The organism is Flammeovirga sp. AWQ4_249, assembly GCF_056161045.1.
Genome location: NZ_JBSWYJ010000001.1, coordinates 321,005 through 345,482, shown reverse-complemented (window position 1 = coordinate 345,482; position 24,478 = coordinate 321,005). Strand labels below are relative to the sequence as shown.

Below are 24,478 nucleotides of genomic sequence, written 5' to 3'. Positions count from 1 at the left end.
AATTTAATAGTATCTTTTAAAAATTCAGTTTTAGTGAAGTACTATTTCGAATAACAAATCATTTTTTGGGATGAAAAAAAAAGTACTCGAGACAATAAAATCTTCTGATAATCAAGTATTAAGGATACGTATTTTTGATTATCTACTCAAAGAAAGTACTCTTATTACCTCTCGAAACGGCCTAAAAAAAGCCTTCAAGCAAGGTCGTATCGTATGTAATAACACACCAATGAATGGAAGTGAGTGGTTGGAAATTAATCAAGAGTTCAAAGTGTTAGGAGAAGACACACCTCCCCCAAAAGTCTTTGAATTGAAACTTGATGTGATCTTTGAAGATAATGATCTTGCAGTTATTTATAAACCTTCAGGAATAACAGTGAGCGGAAATCAATTTAAAACCATTGAAAATGCTTTGCTTTTTAATCTTCAAACTTCATCTATGGCCGATGCCATGCCTTGGCCTAAGCCATGTCATAGATTGGATGCCCCTACTTCTGGTTTATTATTAATTGCCAAAACTAGATTAGCGAGAGTAAAACTTGGACAACAGTTTGAAGATAAAACCATCAAGAAAAAATATCACGCTGTAGCTATGGGGAAATTTAAAGAATCTAAAGGTGATATATTATTTGATCTAGATGAAAAGAAATGTCACAGTTCTTATCAAATAATAAAGTCTGTTCCTTCCTTACGAAGTGAACAACTTTCCTTAGTCGAATTATCACCACATACAGGGAGAACACATCAACTAAGAAGACATCTTGCCATGCTAGGACATCCTATTGTTGGTGATAAAGAATATGGTGAAGAAGGAAATACACTCAAAGGAAAAGGTTTATTTCTTTCCAGTAACGGAATCACATTTTTACATCCAAGAACTTCAGAAAAACTCACTTTTTCCGTTCCTTATCCAAGCAAATTTGATTCTTTGTTAGAAAGAGAAGAAAAAATGTGGAAAAAATATCAACTATAAGATATCTATTAGATCTCTGCTGATTTCAAAATATGCTTAATTCTAATCTGTATCAATTGGTCTATTTCATTGTAATGAAATATGATGACGATATTCTCTTTATTATTATAACCTGTGTAATAATTTAAAGTATGGTTGTTTTTCCCTGCAACCGTTTCATCAAATCCCATTGCCAAGCCTGATACTCTATTAAAAGCGTTTAAGTAAGTATCTTCATCATATCTTCCGATATCATGGATAAAAATGTATTGACTAAATTCTGTGATAATCTTTTGTTGATTCACAATGTAATTTGTGACAAAAGTAGAGCCTTTTGCATTTTCTACGACTACAGATTCACCGGTGTAGTAATCCCCAACCATTTGAACTGGAGATAAATTTTCAGTTTGCCCAAACAGTGTATTTGGAAAAAGAAATAATAGAGCATTAGTCACTAAAATGCATACGAATACACATCTCATCGAGGTAAAAATTGAAGAGGTCATTGAAGTAAGTAATAAGTCATCCTACATTTCATAGGACACAAAAAAAGTGCTTTTCAGCATGATACAATATCAAACTTAGCACTTTCAATTATATTAGACAAATATAAGATTGAAAAATATTAACACATTTTTAGTTAATAGTAATATTTCATTCTTAAAACTTGATATAATAATTTATTACATCACAAAACAGTACAAAACAATGATAGTTAAACGCATTGAGGTTGAGATTAAATATAACTATCTATAGCTATAATGGTTATTTCATGTTTAATAAAATAAAATCTATGTTTATGTAGTTAATTACAAATCAATCTTTTTAAGAACATCTCTCCTTACATGATGACCTCCATCAAAAGTTATAAATTCTGCTTTACAATCCACATTCTCAACAATTTCATTTAACCATTCAATATTAATAAACCCTCTAAATGGGTCATTTTCACCAAATACAATGGTTAGTTTCGATTCTTTCTTTAAAAAAGAGAAATCATCTAATGTAAATTCTTTAGGAACATCTGCCGCCCATAAAATCAGATGATCTACTTTTGGTTGATAAGCTTTCATCCATCTCAATAAAGTGGCACCACCTTGAGAAAATGCAAAGTAATTGTGTTTGACTTTACGGTCATATTGATGAAGTGCCATTAATCTATTTTCATAAACTGCAGAAATGTAACGTTGTTGATGTGTAATATCGGCTTCTCTTTCCAAACGGGTCATCCATGAGGCCCCTACTTTTTCATAGGTATTGTCTAAGTAAAACCTCGATAATCCTTGGCAAGCTACGATATGATGCTTTTCCTTGTCATAGATATTAAACCTTCTCATGAAATGTTCTCCTAACTGTCCATAGCCATGAAAAACCATCCATAAATTTTCTACTTCTTTTGATAAGGCTGCATTGGTATAAAATGGAGCATCAATTGCAACAGGTACCCATTCTTTATGTATATCCATGATTTTTTGAATTCTATTATTTATAAATGAAAAAAGGTACCGTAATGACAGTACCTTTCTATTTATTTGTAGTGAGAATTAATGAAGTACTTTCTTTGTCTTCTCTAATTCTTCCTCCTTTAACATTCTTCTTAGAATCTTACCAACTGTTGATTTTGGTAATTCTGTTCTAAATTCATAATGTTTAGGCACTTTATAACCTGCCAAGTTTTGCTTGCAGAAAGCTTTTAATGTTTCTTCCGTAAGATGTTGATCTTTTTTGACAATGAAACATTTTACAGCTTCAGTTGACTTGTCATCAGGAACGCCGATGACTGCACATTCATCCACACCTTCATGCATTGCTAAAACATCTTCTACTTCATTAGGGTAAACATTAAAGCCAGATACAAGAATCATATCTTTCTTACGGTCTACAATTTTGAAATAACCATGATGATCCATAGTTGCAATGTCGCCAGTTCTCAACCAACCATCAGGAAAAAATGTTGCTTCAGTCTCTTCTGGACGGTTCCAGTATCCTTTCATTACTTGAGGACCTTTCACACAAAGTTCTCCTACTTCACCTACTGCTACTTCTTGTCCGTTTTCATCCAATATTTTTACGTTTGTAGAAGGATAAGGTAATCCAATTGTTCCAATCTTAGGACTATCCAATCGATGTACACAAACTACTGGTGAAGTTTCTGTAAGGCCATACCCTTCTGCAAGGGTACAACTTGTCACCTCTTCCCAACGTTTTGCTACAGCTTCTTGCACTGCCATACCACCTCCAATCGTCACTTTAAGATTTGAAAAATCTAAATCTGCAAATTTTCCGTGATTCAACATTCCATTGAACAAAGTATTTACTCCCGTAAGAATTGAGAATTTGTATTTACCAAGTTCTTTGATAAACCCATCCATATCTCTTGGATTCGTGATTAGTAAGTTGTGAGCACCGATCTTCATCATCGTCATACAATTCACTGTCAATGCAAAAATATGATATAATGGAAGTGCAGTAACTACCAATTCTTTTCCTTCTTCTAAACTTCCTTGTAACCAAGCATTAGATTGTTCTAAGTTCGCTACAATATTTCTATGTGTTAAGATTGCTCCCTTAGCTACACCTGTTGTTCCACCCGTATATTGTAAGAAAGCATGATCTTGCCCAGTTAATACAGGACGTTGGTATTCAGAAGTTGCTCCATATCTCAATGCCTTTTTGAAGCTAATTGCTTTAGGTAAACTAAATGAAGGAACCATTTTCTTCACATATTTCACTACTGTATTTACAATAAGGCTTTTTGGGAATGGTAAAAGATCACCTAGTTCAGTCACTACAATATTTTGTAGCTCAGGCAATCTATCTTTTATATTTTGTAATTTATCTGCGAAATTGGCAAGTATAACAATTGTTTTCACACCAGCATCCGAAAACTGATGTTCCATTTCTCTTTCAGTATATAATGGATTGGTATTTACTACCACCATACCAGCACGGATAGCTCCGATCATTGCAATTGGATATTGGAGTGTATTGGGCATTTGAATAGCAATACGATCTCCTTTCTTCATCTTACACGTATTTTGTAAATAAGCTGCAAATTCTTTTGATGCTTTATCCACTTCAGCGAAGGTTAGCTTCCCTCCCATACATTCGTAAGCTGTTTTATTTGAAAACTTCTCAAATGATTCTTCAAATAACTTAATTAAAGAGTGGTAATTGTCCGGATTAATCTCTTTGGGAGTAAAATCGGCATAGTGCTTATGCCAAGGAAAATTTTGTTCCATTTGCAAAATGTTGATATGTTAGAGATAAAAACCTCTATATGTGTGTAGTATTAGATAATTGATCTAAAGAAAACCAATTTCTTGAATAAAAAGAAAAGAGGTTTATCAGAAAGATAAAAAAAATGTTTGAGTGTTAGTGCTCAGCCGAAGCGGATTAACACTTCTTTAATAATCGTCAAATATACACCTATTACATATTACCTCCAAAAAAATGGATGAAAAATCATTCACAAATAACTTTTTGAGCATTAATACATCTTTTTTAGTAACTTTTCGTGTTATATATATAGACGTGTATTATATTTTATTTAGAAAATAAAAAACAAGAATGTTAGTCGACCGATTTAAGAACATATTAAAGTCAACAATTAACGATAAGATTGAGAGTAATCCCGTTTTTAAGCAATTCTTTGAAGAAGAGGATAAGCAAGACTGGGAAAAGTACTATGAGCAAATTAAAAATGATACTTACGAATATCAAAGTACAAACAACAATAATCAACAATCGTATCAACAAAATTCTTCTCAACAACCTCAACAAAAAAGTCAAGAAGATGAATATTACAGTGCTTTAGAGGTAAAAAGAGGTGATGATTTTCCAACTATTAAGAAATCGTACAGAAAATTAGTTAAATTATATCACCCGGATTTATATGCGGATGATCCTCAAAAGCAAGAATTAGCAAAAAAGGTAACATTACAAATCAATGAAGCCTATACTTACTTTGAAAAGAAATTTAAAAATTAATATAAAATAGAGAATAGCACATGTTTGGATGGTTAAAAAGACTTTTTGGAATAGCAGAATCAGAAGCTCATTCCGTATTAGATAAATTAGAAAACCCTATAAAACAAACTGAACAAGGGATCAGAGATTTAAAGACTGATTTATCAAAATCGATGCAAGGACTTGCTGAAGTAAAGGCCTTATCGATTCGTGAGAAAAAAGAATTTGAATCAAATCATAGAAATGCAAAAGACTTTGAGCAAAAAGCAGTTTTATTATTACAAAGAGCTCAAAGTGGACATATTAGTGCAGATGAAGCAGATAGACTAGCAAGTCAGGCATTAGAGCGTAAACAACAATATGAGCAACGTGCCGTTGCTAACCAAAAAAATATCGACAATTACTCAGGAATGTTGACCAAGATGGAAAGCAATGTACAAAGCTTAAAATCTCAGATTTCAACTTGGGAAAATGAATTAAAAACTTTACGTGCTAGAGCTACAGTTAGTGATGCTTCTGCCAAATTAAATAAACAATTATCTAGCGTTGATTCTTCAACTACCATTGCTCGTTTAGAAAAAATGAAGCAAAAAGTGGAGGAAAAAGAAGCTTTAGCAGAATCTTATGGTGAAATGGCTGATCTTAAGAATCAATCTGTAGATACAGAAATTGATCAAGCATTAGGATTAACCGGAGGCTCTTCAGCTGCTCAATTAGGTACATCAGATGAGCTGAATAAATTAAAAGCACAAATATCTCAGAATGCTGGTCAGTCTAGTAATCAAAATACTTCTTCTACGGATAATTCTACAGGAAGTAGTAGTGGAGATACTTTATCTGAATTAGATAAATTAAAAGAGCAATTGAAAAATAAGTAATTGCTGTAATCATAAAATGAAAGGCTTATAGTTTATAAAATTATAGGCCTTTTTTTATGCTTATTAAATACTAAAATAGTACTATTCCAATATTTAGATAGCACTTATTTAAGACTTACAGTTTAATGAGATTTTCCAAGCACTAATCATAGAAGGGTTTTGTTCTGTAGTTGTAATAAACAATAACCCCTTATGAAAAAACTAATACTTTTTATCTTAAATCTATTAATTATCAATTTTGGATTTAGTCAACACCACGTTATTGAAAATGATATTCATGATGCTTATGATTTTTACCAAACATCACACGAGGGTGCTGAAACCGCATTATATTTTATCAATGAATGTTTTGACTGTCACACAGAAGAATGTATTAAAGAAAATATAGGTTATGCAAAACGAGAAGCTCAAGATGCAATGAGGAATGCTCATTTTGCAAAAGACGAATCACATAGTGCAAAGTCACAGGCTATAGATGTATGCTCAAATGCTGAGGGACATGCTGGAGAAGCACATGGATCTTTTCATGATGCTAAAATCGTATTTGACATTGCAACAACAACTTTATCTGACGCTCATTATGCTGATGATATGAATGAAATGCATTATCATTTAAACAATGCTGTCGATCATTTGCATGATGCAATTGAACACTTAAACAGTGGTGTTGATGATTTAAATAATGCCTTAGGACATTTAGAATATTGCAAAAATAGATAAAACTACCTGATTTCGATCAGATCAAAAATACTTCGCTTAATTATTCATGTTTTAAAAAAAGGCCTCTGTTCTTCATTGAACTAGAGGCCTATTTTTATATTTAATTTTTCTTTTTTCTGACGCTAACGGAACTCTGATTATACACTGTGGAATCCGGTGCTACACTTTCTGTCAACCAAACATTCCCACCAATAATAGAATTTTTACCAATTGTCGTATCCCCTCCAAGAATTGTTGTTCCTGAATAGATAATCACATTATCCTCAATCGTAGGGTGCCTTTTCATAGTCGCAAAATCTTTACTCACACTTAAGGCACCTAATGTTACACCTTGGTATAACTTTACATGATCTCCAATTTTTGTGGTTTCTCCAACAACGATACCTGTACCATGATCTATACAGAAATATTCTCCAATTGTAGCTCCTGGATGAATATCTATTCCTGTTTTGCTATGTGCATATTCAGCAAATAATCTAGGGACAATGGGTACTTGACATTGTAGCAACTGATGAGCCATTCGATAGACAAATACAGCAAAAAAGCCAGGATATGCTAAAATGACTTCTTCTATATGTTTTGCGGCAGGGTCACCATCAAAAATTGCTTGAGCATCTTTTAATAATTTATTATGTACTACTGGAAGTGCTTCAAAAAATTTGTCAGTAGCTCTACTACAACCCATTTCGAATTGATCCCTAATTGGAAGAATGATCTCTTGTAATTTGCCATTAAGACGAATCAATGCTAATTCAGCAGCATAATAACCTTGTTCTACCCCTGATACTACAGGAAATAGAAAACGAAACATATCATCCACAAACTCTTCAGCTTTTTGCTTTGAAGGCATTTGGAACATACATTTATTTGAATTGATTTGAGCAATTATATCTTTATTCACTTGTTTTTTGATATTACTTTCCATAATCAATGAGTTGGGGTGTATAATTCAAAAGTAAGGAATGTAAATGTTATTATTCAATAAATCCTATATTAAAATAAAAAAAGCGAGAAGTTTCCCTTTCGCTTTTCCTTATTCAAAACGTGTATCATAAGCAAATAACTCCGTAAATTTTGGAGCGGGGTTGTGCTTCTTATATACAGACGTTATGTATTTCATATCTTTTTCAAAATCTCCTGTTGGCATAAATGCTTCATAGATTCCTGCTTCTTTCTTATCATAATCCAAGTAGGCTAAGATAATCGGTACTTTTGCTGATACAGCAACATAGTAAAAGCCCGATTTCCATTTGTCTCTCAAAGACCTCGACCCTTCAGGAGGAACAACCAAAGAAAGTTCTTTATTTTCTTTAAATAAATTGGCCATCGCCTCGACCATACTTAGTTTTTCTTTTCTATCTCCTTGCGGTCTTCTGTCAATACCAATTGCTCCCATTGGGGATAAAGCAATACTTAACGGAAAGCGTAACCATTCTCTTTTTATCGCAAAACGTAATTTTACTTTAATTTTAAGCATGGCTGCAACCATATAGACAGCATCCCAATTCGAAGTGTGTGGAGTAGCTAGAAAAACACTTCTTTTGATATCCTCTTTAGCAATATGATCAACTTTTAGTGACCAACCATTGATTTTAAATAATAAACGAAATATTAATCGTATCATATTTTCTATTTACGCTCTATGGAGAAAGTATTAATTAGAGTAAAAATATATTACTGTATTAACAAAAGTAACAACAGAAAAGATCAAAAGTTTGTGACAAAAACAGATATTTATTTTTGGTAAATATTATTAACATACAAAAAAAACTCACCATAGTACATGATGAGTTCTTTCTTCCTGTTTCTAAGGCATTTATTTTAATAAGTCACGAATAGCCACAGAAGCTACTGTCAAGCCAAATACTGCAGGCATATAAGATATTGTTCCAATAGTTGACGCTTTGTGCTTCACACCTTCTACCGTCACTACTTTACTTTTATCGATTAATTCAGAAGAGAATACACATTTAATCTTTCTTCTAAACGATTCGTGTGTAATTCTTTTTCTTACTTGTTTTGCTAGTAAGCAATTATAGGTATCTCTTAAACGTCCAACTTTTGTTTGTGTAGGGTCCATTCTTCCACCTGCACCCATCGAACTGACTACTTTGATTTTTTTCTTTACACAAAGTGATAATAAGGTCACTTTAGGCGTCAAAGTATCGATACATTCTACAACATAATCGTAAGGATATTCATCTAATAATGCTGCAATTGCTTCCTCATCCTCTAGATAAGTCTCTTTGACATGTAATGTTACATCCGGATTTATGTCTTTTATACGATCAGCAATTACAGTAGCCTTTGGTTTTCCTGTTGTACTTTCTAAAGCTGCAATCTGACGATTTCTATTACTTTCATCTACTACATCACCGTCCACAATTGTGATTTGTCCAACACCTGCTCTTGCGATTACTTCAGCAGCAAAACCGCCAACTCCACCAACACCTACAATCAATACATGCTTTCTTCCAAGTGTTTTAATTCCTTCTTGACCAATCAGTAATTCTGTTCTTTCCTGCCAGTGTCCCATCTTTTTTGAATGTAAATTTATAATGTGGGTGCAAATCTAAAGAAGTTGTTCAATTTTGGGAAATAAGTTTTTAGCAATTTCAATTTTTTCTTCAATTACTACATTCAATTCTTGCTTGTATAAGGCACTTCCTTTCTGATAAATATCTTCAATCTTTAATGCTCTCTCATCATCTGTTTCGAATAAATGGAAAGTTGAAGGCGTATCAAACATTACTTTTTCCAATTTAGGTCGAGATTGTAAAAGGGCTTTTCCGAAGGACAAATAACAGTTTTTTTGAATCAATTGATGTGCAATCTGAATATTACCCATAAAACCGTGAATCAGCCATGGAGTCTTACATTTTTTCTTTTTTCTGATCTGAAGAATATCAGCATACGCTCTTACACAATGAATCACCATTGGTTTTTGATATTTTTCAGCAATATCAATTTGTGCTTCAAAAATTTCTATCTGTTTTTCAAAAGGAAAATCAATGGCTCTGTCCAACCCTGCCTCTCCTATTGCATCTAGTTCTTTTGCTTTTTCATTTAGCCGAAGTAGACAATCCTCTACATTCACCTTATCCAAATGCCATGGGTGAATACCAGTACTATAAAGTTTATTATCTTCAATGATAAAATCTTCTTGAATAAAATAATTGACTAAACTCAGCGTCGTATTTTCTTTTTGATGTGTATGTGCGTTGAAATATGGAGGCATAAAAAAAACTTCTCTATTATCAGATAAAGTACCTAAAATAATAGAGAAGTTTGATTTCTTCAATGCTAAAGTGAATTAGAATGAAGCTAATTTATGAAATTCCTCAACTCTTGCTTCAAGATCAGCTTCTGTGATCTCAAGAAGACGTTCAGTACCGAATTTTTCTACACAGAATGAAGCCATAGCTGAACCGTAGATTACTGCTTTCTTCATGTTTTCGAAAGAGATATCGTCAGTTTTTGCTAAATAACCAATGAAACCACCTGCAAAAGTATCTCCCGCTCCAGTTGGATCAAATACTTCTTCTAATGGTAAACCTGGAGCTGAGAAAATTTGATCTTCATGGAATAATAAAGCGCCGTGCTCACCTTTTTTGATGATTAAGTACTTAGGTCCCATTGCCATGATTTTCTTCGCTGCCTTTTTCAATGAGTATTCACCTGATAATTGACGAGCTTCTTCATCGTTTACAGAAAGAACATCAACCATAGAGATTGTTTTTCTTAAATCATCCATCGCGATATCCATCCAGAAATTCATTGTATCCATTACAACTAATTTCGGTCTGTTATTTAAACGCTCAATTACTGTACTTTGAACCTGTGGAGAAAGGTTACCTAACATAACATATTCTGTACCTTGGTAGCTTTCCGGAACGATTGGATCGAAGTGCTCTAAAACATTTAATTCTGTCACTAAAGTATCACGAGAGTTCATATCGTTGTGATATTTACCGGCCCAGAAGAAAGTTTTTTCACCTTCTTTGATTTGAAGACCTTCAGTGTCTACACCTTGCTCTTTCAAAGTATTAATGTATTCTTGAGGAAAATCCTCTCCTACTACTGCTACAACACGAACAGGTTTTACAAAGAAAGAAGATGAGATAGAAATATATGTTCCAGCTCCACCAATGATTTTATCCGTTTTTCCAAAAGGTGTTTCAATTGCGTCAAATGCAACTGAACCTACAGTTAATAAACTCATAAGTTGTATATTATTGCGTCTAAATTTTTCAGTTAAAATTCTTATTGAAAAGCAATTAGAATTTACTTTTCGCAAAAGAGAAACAAAAGTAATTAATTCTAAAATAAAATTAACGACTTATGTAAATTCATTAAGATTTAGTTGTATTAATATCTCTTTTTTAATGATTTAGGTATAAAAAAACACTTACTCTTTTCAATTATAAGAATAAGTGTTTTCAAAATTATTTAATCAGCAACCTTAAAGCATTCAGATTAATACTATTATTGGTTTCGCATTGATAACTTAAAGAAGAAATCAAACTCTTCAATTCCTGAAGCTCAGTACTTGCCTGACTTTCATGGTCAATATTATTATCTGCTAAAACGAGATAAATAACAATACAGTTATAATTGTCATCAATAAAAGAAAGAATATTCTCATTCTCATCCGTTATTGTTGTACAATCATTTTGTGAAGCTGCATTTTCTATAATATCTACATAATTTAGAAATGTCTGTCTTATATAATTATTATCACAAGATGAGACTGCTGAAGTTTCTTCGTTTTCTAAACATGATAATATTGAAAATGCCACACAAATATATAGGATTAGGTTTTTTATATATCTAGTCATAATACTTTAATTCTCTACTCAATATAATGACAACCCAAACAGATTATTGAACAAATAAAATAAAGACTTTTTAGTGGAAGCTTAAAAAATGCTCAAGTAGTCCCTGTTTTAAATTGACAATGTTTTGGGTATTTTAACTATTTTTAATCTAAGTTAAAATATTGATTCACAACACATTTAAAATTAATTCTTTTTATTTGAAAGTATATATAAAAACCTAAATATTTTTACACCGTAAAGGTAAATTCAACATAACTACAGAGACAATATGACAAATATCTATAAATACATCCTTTTTATAATTAGCATCGGTTCATTCTTTAGCTGTGCATCAAGCAAACCCGCTAAACAAATGACAAAAACACTGACCATTAATAGTCAACAGATTGACTGTAATGGTGTTGCTGCTCAAAAATGTCTTCAAATCAAAGAAGATGGAAGTACTGAATGGAATACATTTTATGGTTCAATAGAAGGTTTTGAGTATCAAGAAGGAAATACATACCAAATTGAGGTAAGTATCTCTGAAGTTGAAAACCCTCCTGCTGATGCATCATCACTAAATTATAAACTTGTTAAGATTTTGAAAGAGACTAAAGATCCTTACGCTAGCTTGGCTGGTACTTGGGTAATCGATGCTATCAATGGAAATACAGCTGATCCAATTGTTACTTACATTTCTTTTGACCCTTCTAAAAATAGAATCGATGGTTATGCAGGCTGTAATGGCTTAGGAAGTAATATGAGTTATGATGCGGAGAAAAATACAATCAAAGCAGGACCCTTTATGTCCACAATGATGTTTTGTGAAGAGGTTGCAGCTAATGAAAGAGCATTAAGCAAAATCTTAGAAAATTTTAATCGTTTTACCATTGATGGTGATGAATTAACTTTATATCAAGATGATAAAATGCTTGTAAAAGCAAAGAAAGGTGTCAATCATAGAGATTTAATCAGAAATTGGAAAGTAACTGAAGTTGAAGGAGTAGTTAGTTTAAATGGAAATATTCCTGATATCTTTTTCGATAAAGATGGTAAAGCATATGGAAGCGGAAGTTGTAATAAATTCAATGGAAGATATACTATTGATGCTTACTCTAAAAATATTAAAATCGGTCCATTAATGTCAACAAAGATGATGTGCGGTGATAATAAAGTTGAAAGTGTATTTTTCATACAAGTGAATACAGTTGACCATTATGAGATTGTAGGTAAAGAATTACACTTGTATAGTGGAGATAAGGTTGTTATCAAAGCAACAAGATAAAAATATTAAATACGATTTCCATCAAAAAAATAAACCCCGATACAGTTTAGATCGGGGTTTTTCATATCTTCTAATTTGTCTTTACCAAAATACAATATTTACCGGTAATGGCAATTCTAATTCATCTTTGAAATCTAATAATCCTGTTTTCTTATCTCTCTTTAATAATACAACATTATTAGAAACTTGATTAGAAACTACTACAAAATCTTCTTTTGGAGTCAATGAAAAATCTCTAGGTGAATCTCCATGTACCGATGTAAAACCTAGATTCTTCAACTTGCCAGTTTTACTATCAATTTTATAAGTGACAATACTGTTATGTCCACGATTAGAAGCGTAAAGGAACTTTCCATCTTTTGACACTTTAATGGCTGCACAAGTATTTGTCTCTTTAAAGTCTGTCGGCAATGTTGAAATCTGCTCAACAAAAACTAAATCATCTGAAGTTTTTTGATAAACAGAAACTTCACAAGACAATTCATTTAAAACGTAAAAGTATTTTCCATTAGGAGACCACATTGTATGTCTAGGACCTCCTCCCGCTTTAACATCAATCGTCTTTATTTCATTTAATTTCCCATTTTCTACTGTGTAAAAATGAACTTTATCACTTCCTAAATCAACAGTTACTACTTGCTCTTCTTTGGGGAAATATTTAGAAAAGTGTGCGTGAGCAGCTTCTTGTCTAGCCTTATTAGGGCCTTTACCTTCATATTGAATCACCTCAGTAGAAGGCGTTAACATTCCATCTTTTATTTTAAAAACTCCAACATTTCCTCCTGAATAATTGGCTACAAAAATCATATTGTTATCGTCTAATGACACATGACAAGGATGAGCTCCTCCACTTGGCATTGAATTAACAAAAGTAAGATCACCTGTTGATTTATCTACTTTAAATAAACTGATCATTCCATCTTTACTTGGTAGCTTTTCATCTGAAGTTTCATTTACGGCAACAACATATTCATGATCTTTCGAAAATGCTACATAAGAAGGTTGTTCTGACTTAGCAGCTACTCCATCTAATACAAGTTTATCGGCTTTAGTATCGATATGCATCTTGTAGATGCCCTCTGAAGTAGTACCTGTATAAGTACCGACATAAAAATTAGTTTGTGCAAATGCTGGCATTAGTACAAGGTAAGCTAAGCAAGAGAATAATAATTTTTTCATTTGTTTTACGATTAATTTACTCCTCAAAGTACAACTTTTTAATTTATTATTTACATTTATTTCTACGTATAACCTATTCCAATCGATAGAAAGTAGAAATAGTACTATGAAGAAAATTAATATTAAAATAGAATACTGTACACTCTGCCAATGGACGCCAAGAGCTGTATGGGTGCAACAAGAATTACTTTATACTTTTCAGAACGAAATTGAAGAAATTACACTTCGACCGACCAATGGAGGCGTTTTTAAAATATATGTGGATGGACAAATGGTTTGGGACCGTAAAGAACAAGGGTTTCCAGAGCCTAAAAAAGTAAAACAAGCGATTAGAGATTTAATTGACCCTGAACGTTCTTTAGGGCACTCAGATAAAAAATAAATGAATGATTTATATTGAAATACAATCTCTTTTCCTTATTTTTTGGACATAAACCAATAAATAAACACTTATGCAACATCCTATGTCCAATAGAGGTTTCTCTACTTCTCATTATGATGCTATTGTCATTGGAGGAGGAATTACTGGAGTTTCTATTGCATATGAACTGTGTATCAAAGGTGCTAAAGTTGCTTTACTTGAAAAAAGTGATTTTGGCAGTGGTACATCAGCCGCAACATCTAAATTAATTCATGGAGGGTTACGTTACCTCAAAAACCTTGAATTGGGTTTGGTACGTGAGAGTCTGAAAGAACGTCGTTTTTTATCAGATATTGCTCCAAATTTTGTACGTCCAATTCCTTTTCTACTTCCTTTTTATTCTCTTTCAGAAAAGTGGATGCTGAAAGCGGGAATGGAAGCGTATGATCTTTTGTCTTACGATAAAGATAAAACTACTTTACAGGAAAATGCATTACCGAAGTATCAAACTTTGAGTAAAAGAAAAACATTGATTCGCGAAAAGATTGTTCAAGAAAAAAATCTTCAAGGAAGCTATCTTTATTATGATTGTCAAAATGCTTATGCTGAACGTCTAACATTAAGTTTTTTAAAATCAGCCATGGAATATGGTTGTGATACTGCAAATTATTGTAAAGTCACTGATTTTATTATTGAAGACGAAAAAGTAAAAGGAATTGAAGCTTTTGATTTAATTCACAATTCTACTTTTAAACTGACAAGTAATGCTGTCATCAATTGTGGAGGTGCGTGGGCCAATGACATCCTTTCTTTAAATACTGAATCTAAAGTTGATACTATCAAAGTGAGATCTGAAGGAATTCATATTGTTACACCTTCTTTAGGTCATCAGAGTGCTATTGCTTTGATCACACCAAAAGGGAGACATATAATGTTTTTACCGTGGAGAGGACATACAATTATTGGCACTACTGATAAGGCTTATCATGGTAATGTAGAAGATTGGAAAGTAACTGCTGAAAGTATCGATGAATTGATAGAAGAAGTCAATAGTTGTTACCAAAGTCAAGTGCTTCGAAAAGAAGATATTACTGCGTATTATGGTGGATTACGCCCCTTGGTTGATCAGGACAATAACAATACTTACAATCAATCTCGTAAACATGAAATTGTAGATCACAAAGAAGAAGGTTTTGATGGCCTTTTTACAGTTGAAGGAGGAAAATATACGACTTCTCGACACCTTGCTGAAGTTTTGAGTACCAAAATTTCGGACCGCATTGATATAGTATATGAAAGAGAGAAAACTGCCAAACAACCATTATTTGGATGTAGTATTATAAATCTTGAAAATTATAAAAAGCATCTTCAAGAACAATATCCAAAAGCATCAACGATTCAAATAGAAACTCTTGTCAATATGTATGGTGAAGAGGCCAATACGCTTTTATCACATCATTTTAATCTAGATGATCAACAGGAGATTTTATCTGATGAAGGAGAAGTTTTAGCACAAGTCTTTTTTGCTATTGAAAATGAAATGGCTTTTACGCTAGAAGATATTTTCCTACGAAGAACAGGTTTGGGTACTTTACATCAACCATCAGAAGATTTGATAGAAAAAGTGGCTTCTATTTTAAAGGAGAAACATCAATTCACTTATGAAATAATGAGTACACAAAAAGAACGATTACTAACACATTATCAACTACTACAATAAAGCATTAAATCATGAAAACATTGCTTCAAAATACCTATAGAAATATATTTAAATGGGGGGATCCACAACATCAAGAAATATTATCAGAGGATGTCAAACGAACGATTCAAGATCTTGTTGGTATTCCGGTAATGGAAGTCAATCTTCCTACTTTTTTACCGGGAGAAAAAGAAGTTGTCGTTGAAAAAAGTATTGGTATTCCTCCCAAAAAAGTGCAGGTATTTACAGAGATCGTGGGGGCTGAAAATATTAAAACATCAGACTTTGATAGAGCTGTTCATGGCACTGGAAAATTTTATAGTGAATTATTAGAATTACGTCAAGAGAAAGTCACTACACCCCCAGACTTGATCTTATCACCCAATAGTGAAACTCAATTAGAAGAAGTAATCTCCAAATGTCATGAATGGAATATTCCGATTAGTCCACAAGGATTACGCTCTTCTGTCACAAAAGGTATTGGATTACCGGACGGAGGTATTGCCATAGACTTAACAAAGCATTTTACACAAATCATTGCTTTGGACGAAGAAAGCCTCACTGTTACAGCACAAACAGGAATTAGTGGACCTGTATTAGAAGAATTTTTAAATAAAAAAGGATACACTTGTGGTCATTTTCCTCAATCGTTCGAATTTTCAACATTAGGAGGATGGATTGCAGCAAAAGGGGCTGGACAATGTTCAACAGGTTATGGTAAAATCGAAGATATTGTTTTAAGCCTCAAAGCCTATACTCCTACTGGAATTATTGACAACGAAACGTATCCAAAGACAGCACAAGGATGGGACTACACTCCTCTTTTTATAGGTTCTGAAGGTGCTTTAGGTGTCATTACACAAGCAACGATAAAGATCAGAAAATTTAATCCTAAAAACAGGAAGAATGCATGTATTCTTTTCAAGGATTTTATTTCAGCAAAGAATGCCATGAAAGACTGTATTCAAGGGCAATTTGGATTACCGCATCTTTTTAGAATTTCAGATCACGAAGAAACTGAAGTTGCCTTCCGAATGAAGGGTTTTGAAGGAACTTTTTCTGACAAAGCTTTACAAGCCATTGGATACAAACCAAACAGTAGATGCTTGATGTTTATTTCTGTAGAAGGAGATAGAGAGTATACTTCTTTTGTGGTCAATAAAATAAAAGCTACAGCAAAAAAGCATGGAGGAAGATCAATTGGCGCAGGACCAACAAAAAAATGGTTATCTCAACGTTTTCATTCAGCTTATATGCGTGAGCCACTTATGGACTTAGGCTTAATGACAGACACCATTGAAACTGCCGTTTTATGGAAAGATTTAGAGCAATTGTGGAGAAATGTTCGTTCGTATGTAAAGTTGAGACCTAAGACCGTTTGCATGTGTCATATCTCTCATGTTTATGAAAATGGAGCAAATTTATACTTTACCTTCATCTCTCCCACTGATAAATCTGCTCCTCTAGAAGATTATCAAAATTTCCACAAGGGATTAGTAGATACTATTCTTCAAAATAAAGGTGCACTTTCCCATCATCATGGAGTGGGTAGAGCATTAGCGCCTTGGATGAAGGGTAAAATTGGAGAAAGAAATATTGAATTAATGAAAAATATAAAAGCTACTTTGGATCCAAAAGGTATCATGAATCCAGGCAGTATTTTAATGTAAAATGAAGCCCCTTCTCAGTGATGAAAAGGGGCTTCATTTTTTATTTATTTAGATTAATATCTTTAATACTTTCTATTCTATTTCTCTCCAAGAAAGCATCAATTGTTTCAAAGTGTTCTATTACTCTTTGTTCTTTAAATTCGAAAACTTTTTCAGAAAGTCCTTGTAAGAAATCTCTATCGTGAGAAACTAAAATCAATGTCCCATCGAAATCTTTTAATGCCTCTTTCAATACATCCTTAGATTTCAAATCAAGGTGGTTTGTTGGTTCATCAAGAATCAATAAATTGACAGGTTCCAACAATAATTTCACCATTGCCAATCTTGTTTTTTCACCTCCAGAAAGAACACCGACTTTTTTGTCCACATCCTCTCCGCCGAACATAAATTGACCTAAAATATTATTGATATGCTTACGAATATCTCCTTTAGCAACTTCGTCTACCGTTTGGAAAATGGTTAATTTTGGATCTAAAAGTGATGCTTGATTTTGAGCAAAATACCCCACTTTTACATTATGACCTAGCTCTGAAACCCCTTCATCAATACCAATTTCTTTTAAAATTGATTTCAACATTGTAGACTTTCCTTCACCATTTCTACCAACAAAGGCCACTTTTTCACCTCTACGAATCGACATATTTGCACCTTTGAAGACCACTTTATCTTCATAAGATTTGGCAACATCAGAAACAGTAACTGCAATTTCACCCGAACGTGGTGCAGGAGGAAACTTCAGTTTTAATGCTGATGTATCCACTTCATCCACTTCGATAATTTCCAATTTCTCCAACATTCTTTCTCTAGAATTCACTTGATTCGTTTTTGAATAAGTACCTCTAAAACGTTCGATAAATGCCTTCGTTTCTGCAATGAACTTCTGCTGTTCTTGATATGCTTTTAATTGCTGTTCTCTTCTATCCTCTCTTAATTCTAAGTAATGAGAATAGTTGGCTTTATAATCATAAATACGTCCCATCGTCACTTCGATAGTACGGTTTGTGATATTATCAATAAATGCTCTATCGTGAGAGATGACCATTACGGCATCCGCTTTATTTACTAAGAAATCCTCTAACCAAATGACAGATTCGATATCAATATGGTTAGTCGGCTCATCAAGTAGAATTAAATCGGGCTTTTGTAAAAGAATCTTTGCCAGTTCAATTCTCATTCTCCACCCACCAGAAAAATCACTGGTCTGACGTTGAAAATCTTCTTGTTTGAAGCCAAGACCTTTCAAAGCCTTTTCTACTTCTGCATCATAATTTATTTCTTCGATAGCATAATACTTTTCACTAAGATCAGTTACTTTCTCAATGATTTTCATATACTCATCGCTCTCGTAATCAGTACGTGTTTCTAATTGTTTATTGAGATCTTCCATTTCATCACGCATCACAAAAATATGTTGATACGCTTTAGAAGCTTCCTCAAAGACAGTACAATTATCTTCAGTCAATAAATGTTGAGGTAAATAGGCTATAACAGCATCTTTAGGAGCTGTAACATTTCCTTTGGTTGCTTTCTGTACCCCTGCCACGATTTTCATCATGGTTGATTTACCCGCACCATTCTTACCCATTAAGGCAATTTTATCTGTGGGATTAATCACAAAATTCACATCACTAAAAAGTGTCTGACCGCTAAATTCTACGGCTAAATTATCAACTGAAATCATAGGTTTTATTTTATTGCTGCAAAGATAGAAGGATACTATAAATAGAAAAAGATGAAGTCTTATTTTAACTAAATAAGATCTCGAAAATTCTTTTATTCTTATTAAAATTAATTTCAAAAATTGATAAAAATTGAGTATAATTACTGTAATACTATTTACAAATTTCTAATCTTATTCCTGTCTAAATATTATGAATGAAATTGAAGAAATTGTCCTAAATGCAATCAAAAAAGATAAAGATTATTTAAATGCTTTAAGAAAGCAATTGAAGGATACTAACCCCTTTACGGTGGCTGTCAAAATGCAAGAAGATTTAAAAAATGTTGAAAAGCATCGTGCCCTTTATGATACAATTTTAGAGCAAGTAGATTTATACAAAATCGCGAATTCACTCAATCAAAAAAGAGCCTATAATAAGAAAGGGTCTTAAGATAAAAATAAATATGATTCCTAATTTTCTAAATAATAATCCCCTTACGTCTATAAAATGATAAATAAAAAAATTGTCGTCGGAGTTCTCTTCTCATTGCTAACACTAAGTTGTTCTACTACTGATGATAAAGAAAAAGAGAAAGTGAAAAACCTTCTTACACAATCACAGTCCACTGAAAAAATAGAGGACCACAAAATCATTATTTACCAAATGATGACCCGCCTTTTTGGGAACATTAAAAATACCAATAAACCTTGGGGAACTTTAGCCGAAAATGGAGTGGGTAAGTTTAACAATATCAATGATGCTGCCCTTCAAGGAATAAAAGACCTTGGTGCTACACATGTTTGGTATACTGGCGTGATAGAACATGCTGTTATCACAGACTATAGAAAATATGGTATTCCATTAGACGATGCGGACGTGGTAAAAGGTCGTGCAGGTTCACCTTATGCCATCAAAGATTATTATGATGTCAATCCTGATTTAGCGGATAATGTAGACTTAAGAGTGGAAGAATTTGAAGCTTTGATTAAAAGGACTCATGACAATGGATTAAAAGTAATTATTGACTTTGTACCCAATCATGTTGCACGAAAATACCATTCTGATAAAAGTCCAAAAGAAGTGGAAGATTTAGGTGCTTCAGATAACGTCAAAGTAGGATTTGATCCGAATAATAATTTTTACTATATCCCAGGAAAGCCTTTTATTGTACCAGAAGGGTATGTTCCATTGGGAGGAGATAAATTTCCGACTTCTGATGGAAAATTTAATGAAAATCCTGCAAAAGTTTCTGGAAATGGAGCCGTAACTAATGCCCCTACCGTCAACGATTGGTTTGAAACTGTTCGTCTAAATTATGGTGTAAATCATCTTAGTGGAAATGGTGAAAAAGTATTTGACATTAATGGAGATGTTCCTTCTACTTGGAAAAAAACATTAGCTATTCTGACGTATTGGACTAAAAAAGGTGTAGATGGCTTCCGTTGTGATATGGCTGAAATGGTTCCTGTAGAATATTGGCATTGGATGATTCCTCAAATAAAAAAAATCAATCCAAAAATCAGATTCATCGCCGAAGTCTACAATCCGAAGGAATACAGGAATTACATTTTTACAGGTAATTTTGATTACCTCTATGATAAAGTTGGTGTTTATGACACTTTAAGAGCTGTTATGGAAAATCGTCGAGGTTCATCCCTTTCTCATCTAACGAAAGTGTGGAAAGACATGGATGGTTTCAATAATCACATGTTACGTTTCCTTGAAAATCATGATGAACAAAGGATAGCTTCTAAAGAGTTTGCTGGCGACCCATTATTAGGTATCCCAGGCATGGCAGTGAGTGCTGCATTAGGTAGCGGTCCTGTGATGATGTATTTTGGCCAAGAAGTTGGTGAACCAGCAATTGGTGCATCTGGATTTAGTAGTGATGATGGTAGATCTACAATTTTCGATTATTGGGGAATACCTGAACATCAGAAATGGGTCAATAATCATCAGTATGATGGTGGGCAATTAAGCGAAGCACAATTAGAATTAAGAAATAAATACCGCCAGATATTACGTGCTTCTAAAAAATCTGAAGCAATTCGTAAGGGTCATCTTATTGATTTACAACAGTTCAATCGTACCAATGGAAATTATAATGTGGATAAGACTTATAGTTTTATCCGATATATAAACAAAGAACGAGTACTTGTTGTGGCTAACTTTGATGAAAAAGAAATTACTACTGATATTATTGTTCCAAATGAAGTCTTAACTTTAATGGGAATTAAAGAGAAAAAGCTCACAGCCAAGGATTTATTGACAGACAAGACTATTGAATTGGACTTTGATGCTGGTAATGAAAGTGGCTTGACGATTTCTGTTCCAATGTATGGAGCTTTGTATATTGCTTTTTAGATTAAAAAAAATCTAACAAAAAGGAGTGTTTTCTAGTTTATTAGCAGAAAACACTCCTTTTTTTATGAAAAATAGTAATGTATTTTTCATTCTATAGAAAGAGTTTTAATTTTGAAATAACTTATTACATCGCAAGAATGCGAACAAACAAAACTGTCTATTAGATGAAAGTTGCCATTTTAAAATACAATGCCGGTAATGTACAATCCGTACGTTATGCATTGCAACGATTAGGGATTGATCCCATCTTGACAGACAACCCTGAGGAGCTCAAAGCTGCTGACAAAGTAATTTTTCCAGGTGTCGGCGAAGCAAAATCTGCTATGGATTACCTTAAAGCTCGTCAATTGGATTCATTGATTAGAGATCTAAAACAACCAACATTAGGTGTATGTTTAGGATTACAATTAATGTGTAAACATTCAGAAGAAAGAGATACAGATTGCCTCGGGATTTTTGATGTCAATGTCAAAAAATTTGAAAGTGAAAGTTTGAAAGTTCCTCATATGGGATGGAACAATATTCATGACTTGAAAACTCCACTTTATGATGGCATTCATGATGATGACTATGTTTATTATGTACATAGCTTTTATGCTGAATTGTGCGAAAATACAATTGCAGTCACTGACTATGTTAACCCTTACAGTGCTTCATTACATAAAGATAATTTTTATGCAGCACAATTTCACCCAGAAAAAAGTGGTGATGTAGGACAAAAAATCATCGAAAACTTTCTAACAAAAATCTAAATATGTCTCGAAAAATAGATATCATCCCAGCTATTGATCTAATAGATGGTAAATGTGTTCGATTGTCTCAAGGAGATTATAATCAAAAGAAAATATATGCAGACGATCCTTTAGTGATTGCTAAACAATTTGAAGACGCAGGAATCAAAAGGTTACATCTTGTGGATTTAGATGGAGCCAAAGTAAAACATGTCGTCAACTATGATGTATTAGAGAGAATCACTTCTAATACTTCATTAATTGTGGACTTTGGTGGCGGTATTCAGTCAGATGAAGATCTTCAAAAAGTATTTGATCATGGAGCTGCAATGGTAACATGCGGAAGTATAGCTGTAAAAGAGGCAGAAAAGTTTACTTCTTGGATTACAAAATTTGGTAGTGATCGTATGATCCTAGCTGCTGATGCCAAAAATAAGATGATAGCGGTAAGTGGGTGGCAAGAAAATTCAAATCTCCCTTTATTTGATTACCTTGAAGATTATACTGCTAAAGGGATCACCAAAGTACTTTGTACTGATATTTCTAAAGATGGAATGATGCAAGGTCCTAACACGGCTCTTTACAGTGAAATTATGGGACAATTCCCACATATTGAATTAATTGCAAGTGGTGGTGTCAGCAAGTTTGAAGATTTAGTTGCTTTAGAAAATGCGGGTATTCCGTCTGTAGTTGTTGGAAAAGCAATCTATGAAAATTCAATTTCAATTGAAGACATATACCAACATATGAGTAAATAAAATAGTAACAAAATGAGTCTAAAAACATTAAGTTTTGAACAGTTAAAAGCATTTGATGGTCAATTAGATCATTTTGTCACAACAAGAGAAGGAGGAGTTAGTACTCCTCCTTTTGCTTCTCTAAACTTGGGCAATATGCTTCATGATAAAAAAGAAGATGTAATTGCTAACCGTAAAATCGTCAAAGAGTATTTAGACTGTAAAAGACTTTTTATTGCAGATCAAAAACACACCAATAAGGTCTATTCAATCACAGAAGAAAATGTGGATACCTATCTCAATATGGACAATCCCTTTCCTGATTCTGATGGTATGTTGACAGATGTCAAAAATATTGGATTACTAACTTTAGCTGCTGATTGTACTCCTATTTTATTGTTTGATCCAGTAAAAAAAGTGATTGGTGCAGTTCATTCGGGATGGAAAGGTACTGTTTTAAAAATTTTGACATGCGCTGTAGAGCAAATGCAAAATGACTTTTCTTCAGAGATCGAAGATATCAAAATTTCCTTTGGTCCATTTATCAAGGAAAGTAATTATGAGATTGGAGGCGACGTCATTCAATTATACCAAGAAGCTTATCCAGAAGACATCAATACCATTTTATTACCACATTCAAACCCTGAAAAAGCTTATTTAAATATTACAGAAGCACAGCTTTCACAGTGTAAAAAATTAGGTATCAAAAAAGAGAATATTGAATTTCTCCCTTATGACACCTATACCGATGAGCGTTTTTTTTCAGCTAGAAAAGCTTCACCAGGACAAACAGGCCGATTTGGTGGTGCTATTGTCCTTCGTTAGAATTTTGCTCTTCTAATTTATGTTTTAATACTTCTAGTGCTGCCTTGTACTTGTCTCCTACTCTTTTATCGTAGTCAGACATAAATGCAATTACACGAGTAACCAATTGAAATCCAAAGTCTCCTTTTTCTTCCCAAGTCACTAAAGTACCTTTATCAGATTCTTCCAAATGAAAATTCAAATCAGAAATAAACGTTCCTTCATTGGTTGACATCTGTAATTGTATATTGTCATATGGGTTTGATGAAATGATTCTTAATTCAGCTGTACTTTGTCCATCTGATGACATCCAAGTATGTGTTGCTCCAGTTCCTTCATCAGGACCTTTATATTCAGGCATTAATCTAATTCCTTCTTCTTCTTCAGCAAATGCCCATTCATTCCAGTTCCTTAGGTTATCAATGTAAGGATAAATTTTACTTGCAGGTTGATGAATAAAAACGTGTTCTTTTACATCATACCCTGAAGGTAATAACATAGCACCACCTGCAAATAATACAATTACTGTAAGTACTCCCAAGGAAAAATATCTTATCATGTTTGTCTTTTATTCTTATTGAGTTTAGGTCATAAAGGTAATAAAGAAGGGACTAAATAGTAAAATTCACACATCAAATATCAACTATA

25 protein-coding genes are annotated in these 24,478 nt (G+C 33.1%); 13 read left to right on the top strand and 12 right to left on the bottom strand.

The genetic code is table 11. From position 1 onward, the window contains the following. Positions 1-70: 70 nt before the first annotated feature. Positions 71-973 (top strand): RluA family pseudouridine synthase, encoded by a 903-nt coding sequence (locus ACXAHM_RS01360; protein WP_474958593.1) that lies wholly within the window; start codon positions 71-73, stop codon positions 971-973. An 8-nt stretch (positions 974-981) separates the two neighbouring features. Here the strand turns inward: ACXAHM_RS01360 and ACXAHM_RS01355 are convergent, their stop codons facing one another. From ACXAHM_RS01355 to ACXAHM_RS01345, 3 genes are all read right to left on the bottom strand, one after another. After that, positions 982-1,458 carry a hypothetical protein gene (locus ACXAHM_RS01355; RefSeq protein WP_474958592.1) on the bottom strand — a complete coding sequence of 159 codons (477 nt, stop codon included), beginning with the start codon at positions 1,456-1,458 and terminating at the stop codon, positions 982-984. Positions 1,459-1,761: 303 nt separating this feature from the next. Beyond that, positions 1,762-2,418 carry an alpha/beta hydrolase gene (locus ACXAHM_RS01350; protein WP_474958591.1) on the bottom strand — a complete coding sequence of 219 codons (657 nt, stop codon included), beginning with the start codon at positions 2,416-2,418 and terminating at the stop codon, positions 1,762-1,764. Positions 2,419-2,496: 78 nt separating this feature from the next. Next, positions 2,497-4,194: an AMP-binding protein gene (locus ACXAHM_RS01345; protein WP_474958590.1), complete on the bottom strand. Its 1,698-nt coding sequence runs from the start codon at positions 4,192-4,194 to the stop codon at positions 2,497-2,499. Between the two features lie 328 nt (positions 4,195-4,522). On the opposite strand from ACXAHM_RS01345, the gene ACXAHM_RS01340 reads away from it, so the two are divergent. The 3 genes from ACXAHM_RS01340 to ACXAHM_RS01330 all read left to right on the top strand — a co-directional run bounded on the left by ACXAHM_RS01340 (position 4,523) and on the right by ACXAHM_RS01330 (position 6,519). After that, positions 4,523-4,942 (top strand): J domain-containing protein, encoded by a 420-nt coding sequence (locus ACXAHM_RS01340; RefSeq protein WP_474958589.1) that lies wholly within the window; start codon positions 4,523-4,525, stop codon positions 4,940-4,942. A gap of 20 nt (positions 4,943-4,962) precedes the next feature. Beyond that, positions 4,963-5,799, top strand: coding sequence for a PspA/IM30 family protein (locus ACXAHM_RS01335; RefSeq protein WP_474958588.1), 837 nt, complete (start codon positions 4,963-4,965; stop codon positions 5,797-5,799). Between the two features lie 192 nt (positions 5,800-5,991). Further along, positions 5,992-6,519 (top strand): hypothetical protein, encoded by a 528-nt coding sequence (locus ACXAHM_RS01330; protein WP_474958587.1) that lies wholly within the window; start codon positions 5,992-5,994, stop codon positions 6,517-6,519. A 100-nt stretch (positions 6,520-6,619) separates the two neighbouring features. Here the strand turns inward: ACXAHM_RS01330 and epsC are convergent, their stop codons facing one another. The 6 genes from epsC to ACXAHM_RS01300 all read right to left on the bottom strand — a co-directional run bounded on the left by epsC (position 6,620) and on the right by ACXAHM_RS01300 (position 11,318). Continuing rightward, on the bottom strand, positions 6,620-7,444 hold the full coding sequence (epsC, locus tag ACXAHM_RS01325; protein ID WP_474958586.1) for a serine O-acetyltransferase EpsC: 825 nt from the start codon (positions 7,442-7,444) through the stop codon (positions 6,620-6,622). 108 nt (positions 7,445-7,552) lie between these two features. Further along, entirely contained in the window at positions 7,553-8,143 is a 591-nt protein-coding gene (locus tag ACXAHM_RS01320; protein ID WP_474958585.1) for a 1-acyl-sn-glycerol-3-phosphate acyltransferase, read from the bottom strand. 192 nt (positions 8,144-8,335) lie between these two features. Next, positions 8,336-9,055, bottom strand: a complete 720-nt coding sequence (locus tag ACXAHM_RS01315) for a tRNA threonylcarbamoyladenosine dehydratase (protein ID WP_474958584.1) — start codon at positions 9,053-9,055, stop codon at positions 8,336-8,338. Between the two features lie 36 nt (positions 9,056-9,091). After that, entirely contained in the window at positions 9,092-9,820 is a 729-nt protein-coding gene (locus ACXAHM_RS01310; protein WP_474958583.1) for a TatD family hydrolase, read from the bottom strand. Between the two features lie 12 nt (positions 9,821-9,832). Continuing rightward, on the bottom strand, positions 9,833-10,741 hold the full coding sequence (locus tag ACXAHM_RS01305) for a PfkB family carbohydrate kinase (RefSeq protein ID WP_474958582.1): 909 nt from the start codon (positions 10,739-10,741) through the stop codon (positions 9,833-9,835). A 223-nt stretch (positions 10,742-10,964) separates the two neighbouring features. Continuing rightward, positions 10,965-11,318: a hypothetical protein gene (locus ACXAHM_RS01300; protein ID WP_474958581.1), complete on the bottom strand. Its 354-nt coding sequence runs from the start codon at positions 11,316-11,318 to the stop codon at positions 10,965-10,967. Between the two features lie 307 nt (positions 11,319-11,625). On the opposite strand from ACXAHM_RS01300, the gene ACXAHM_RS01295 reads away from it, so the two are divergent. Next, on the top strand, positions 11,626-12,624 hold the full coding sequence (locus tag ACXAHM_RS01295; RefSeq protein ID WP_474958580.1) for an META domain-containing protein: 999 nt from the start codon (positions 11,626-11,628) through the stop codon (positions 12,622-12,624). 81 nt (positions 12,625-12,705) lie between these two features. On the opposite strand, the gene ACXAHM_RS01290 is transcribed toward ACXAHM_RS01295, so the two are convergent. Beyond that, positions 12,706-13,803 carry a lactonase family protein gene (locus ACXAHM_RS01290; protein ID WP_474958579.1) on the bottom strand — a complete coding sequence of 366 codons (1,098 nt, stop codon included), beginning with the start codon at positions 13,801-13,803 and terminating at the stop codon, positions 12,706-12,708. A 106-nt stretch (positions 13,804-13,909) separates the two neighbouring features. Here ACXAHM_RS01290 and ACXAHM_RS01285 point away from each other — a divergent pair, with 106 nt between their 5' ends. From ACXAHM_RS01285 to ACXAHM_RS01275, 3 genes are all read left to right on the top strand, one after another. Continuing rightward, positions 13,910-14,185, top strand: a complete 276-nt coding sequence (locus ACXAHM_RS01285; RefSeq protein ID WP_474958578.1) for an Rdx family protein — start codon at positions 13,910-13,912, stop codon at positions 14,183-14,185. Positions 14,186-14,255: 70 nt separating this feature from the next. Then, positions 14,256-15,884, top strand: coding sequence for a glycerol-3-phosphate dehydrogenase/oxidase (locus tag ACXAHM_RS01280; RefSeq protein WP_474958577.1), 1,629 nt, complete (start codon positions 14,256-14,258; stop codon positions 15,882-15,884). A gap of 11 nt (positions 15,885-15,895) precedes the next feature. Beyond that, the gene (locus ACXAHM_RS01275) at positions 15,896-17,533 is read left to right on the top strand and encodes an FAD-binding oxidoreductase (protein ID WP_474958576.1); all 1,638 of its coding nucleotides are present in this window, start codon (positions 15,896-15,898) and stop codon (positions 17,531-17,533) included. Positions 17,534-17,573: 40 nt separating this feature from the next. Here the strand turns inward: ACXAHM_RS01275 and ACXAHM_RS01270 are convergent, their stop codons facing one another. Beyond that, entirely contained in the window at positions 17,574-19,214 is a 1,641-nt protein-coding gene (locus ACXAHM_RS01270; protein WP_474958575.1) for an ABC-F family ATP-binding cassette domain-containing protein, read from the bottom strand. A 190-nt stretch (positions 19,215-19,404) separates the two neighbouring features. Here ACXAHM_RS01270 and ACXAHM_RS01265 point away from each other — a divergent pair, with 190 nt between their 5' ends. The 5 genes from ACXAHM_RS01265 to pgeF all read left to right on the top strand — a co-directional run bounded on the left by ACXAHM_RS01265 (position 19,405) and on the right by pgeF (position 23,851). Continuing rightward, positions 19,405-19,644 carry a hypothetical protein gene (locus ACXAHM_RS01265; protein ID WP_474958574.1) on the top strand — a complete coding sequence of 80 codons (240 nt, stop codon included), beginning with the start codon at positions 19,405-19,407 and terminating at the stop codon, positions 19,642-19,644. A 57-nt stretch (positions 19,645-19,701) separates the two neighbouring features. After that, entirely contained in the window at positions 19,702-21,558 is a 1,857-nt protein-coding gene (locus ACXAHM_RS01260) for an alpha-amylase family glycosyl hydrolase (protein ID WP_474958573.1), read from the top strand. 164 nt (positions 21,559-21,722) lie between these two features. After that, entirely contained in the window at positions 21,723-22,310 is a 588-nt protein-coding gene (gene hisH, locus ACXAHM_RS01255; protein ID WP_474958572.1) for an imidazole glycerol phosphate synthase subunit HisH, read from the top strand. A 2-nt stretch (positions 22,311-22,312) separates the two neighbouring features. Next, positions 22,313-23,047 (top strand): 1-(5-phosphoribosyl)-5-[(5-phosphoribosylamino)methylideneamino]imidazole-4-carboxamide isomerase, encoded by a 735-nt coding sequence (gene hisA / locus ACXAHM_RS01250; RefSeq protein WP_474958571.1) that lies wholly within the window; start codon positions 22,313-22,315, stop codon positions 23,045-23,047. A gap of 12 nt (positions 23,048-23,059) precedes the next feature. Then, complete coding sequence (pgeF, locus tag ACXAHM_RS01245; RefSeq protein WP_474958570.1) at positions 23,060-23,851, top strand: peptidoglycan editing factor PgeF; 792 nt, start codon at positions 23,060-23,062, stop codon at positions 23,849-23,851. Here pgeF and ACXAHM_RS01240 read toward each other — a convergent pair. Continuing rightward, positions 23,835-24,389, bottom strand: a complete 555-nt coding sequence (locus tag ACXAHM_RS01240; protein ID WP_474958569.1) for an SRPBCC family protein — start codon at positions 24,387-24,389, stop codon at positions 23,835-23,837. The two genes, pgeF and ACXAHM_RS01240, sit on opposite strands and share 17 nt — an antisense overlap. Positions 24,390-24,478: the final 89 nt, after the last annotated feature.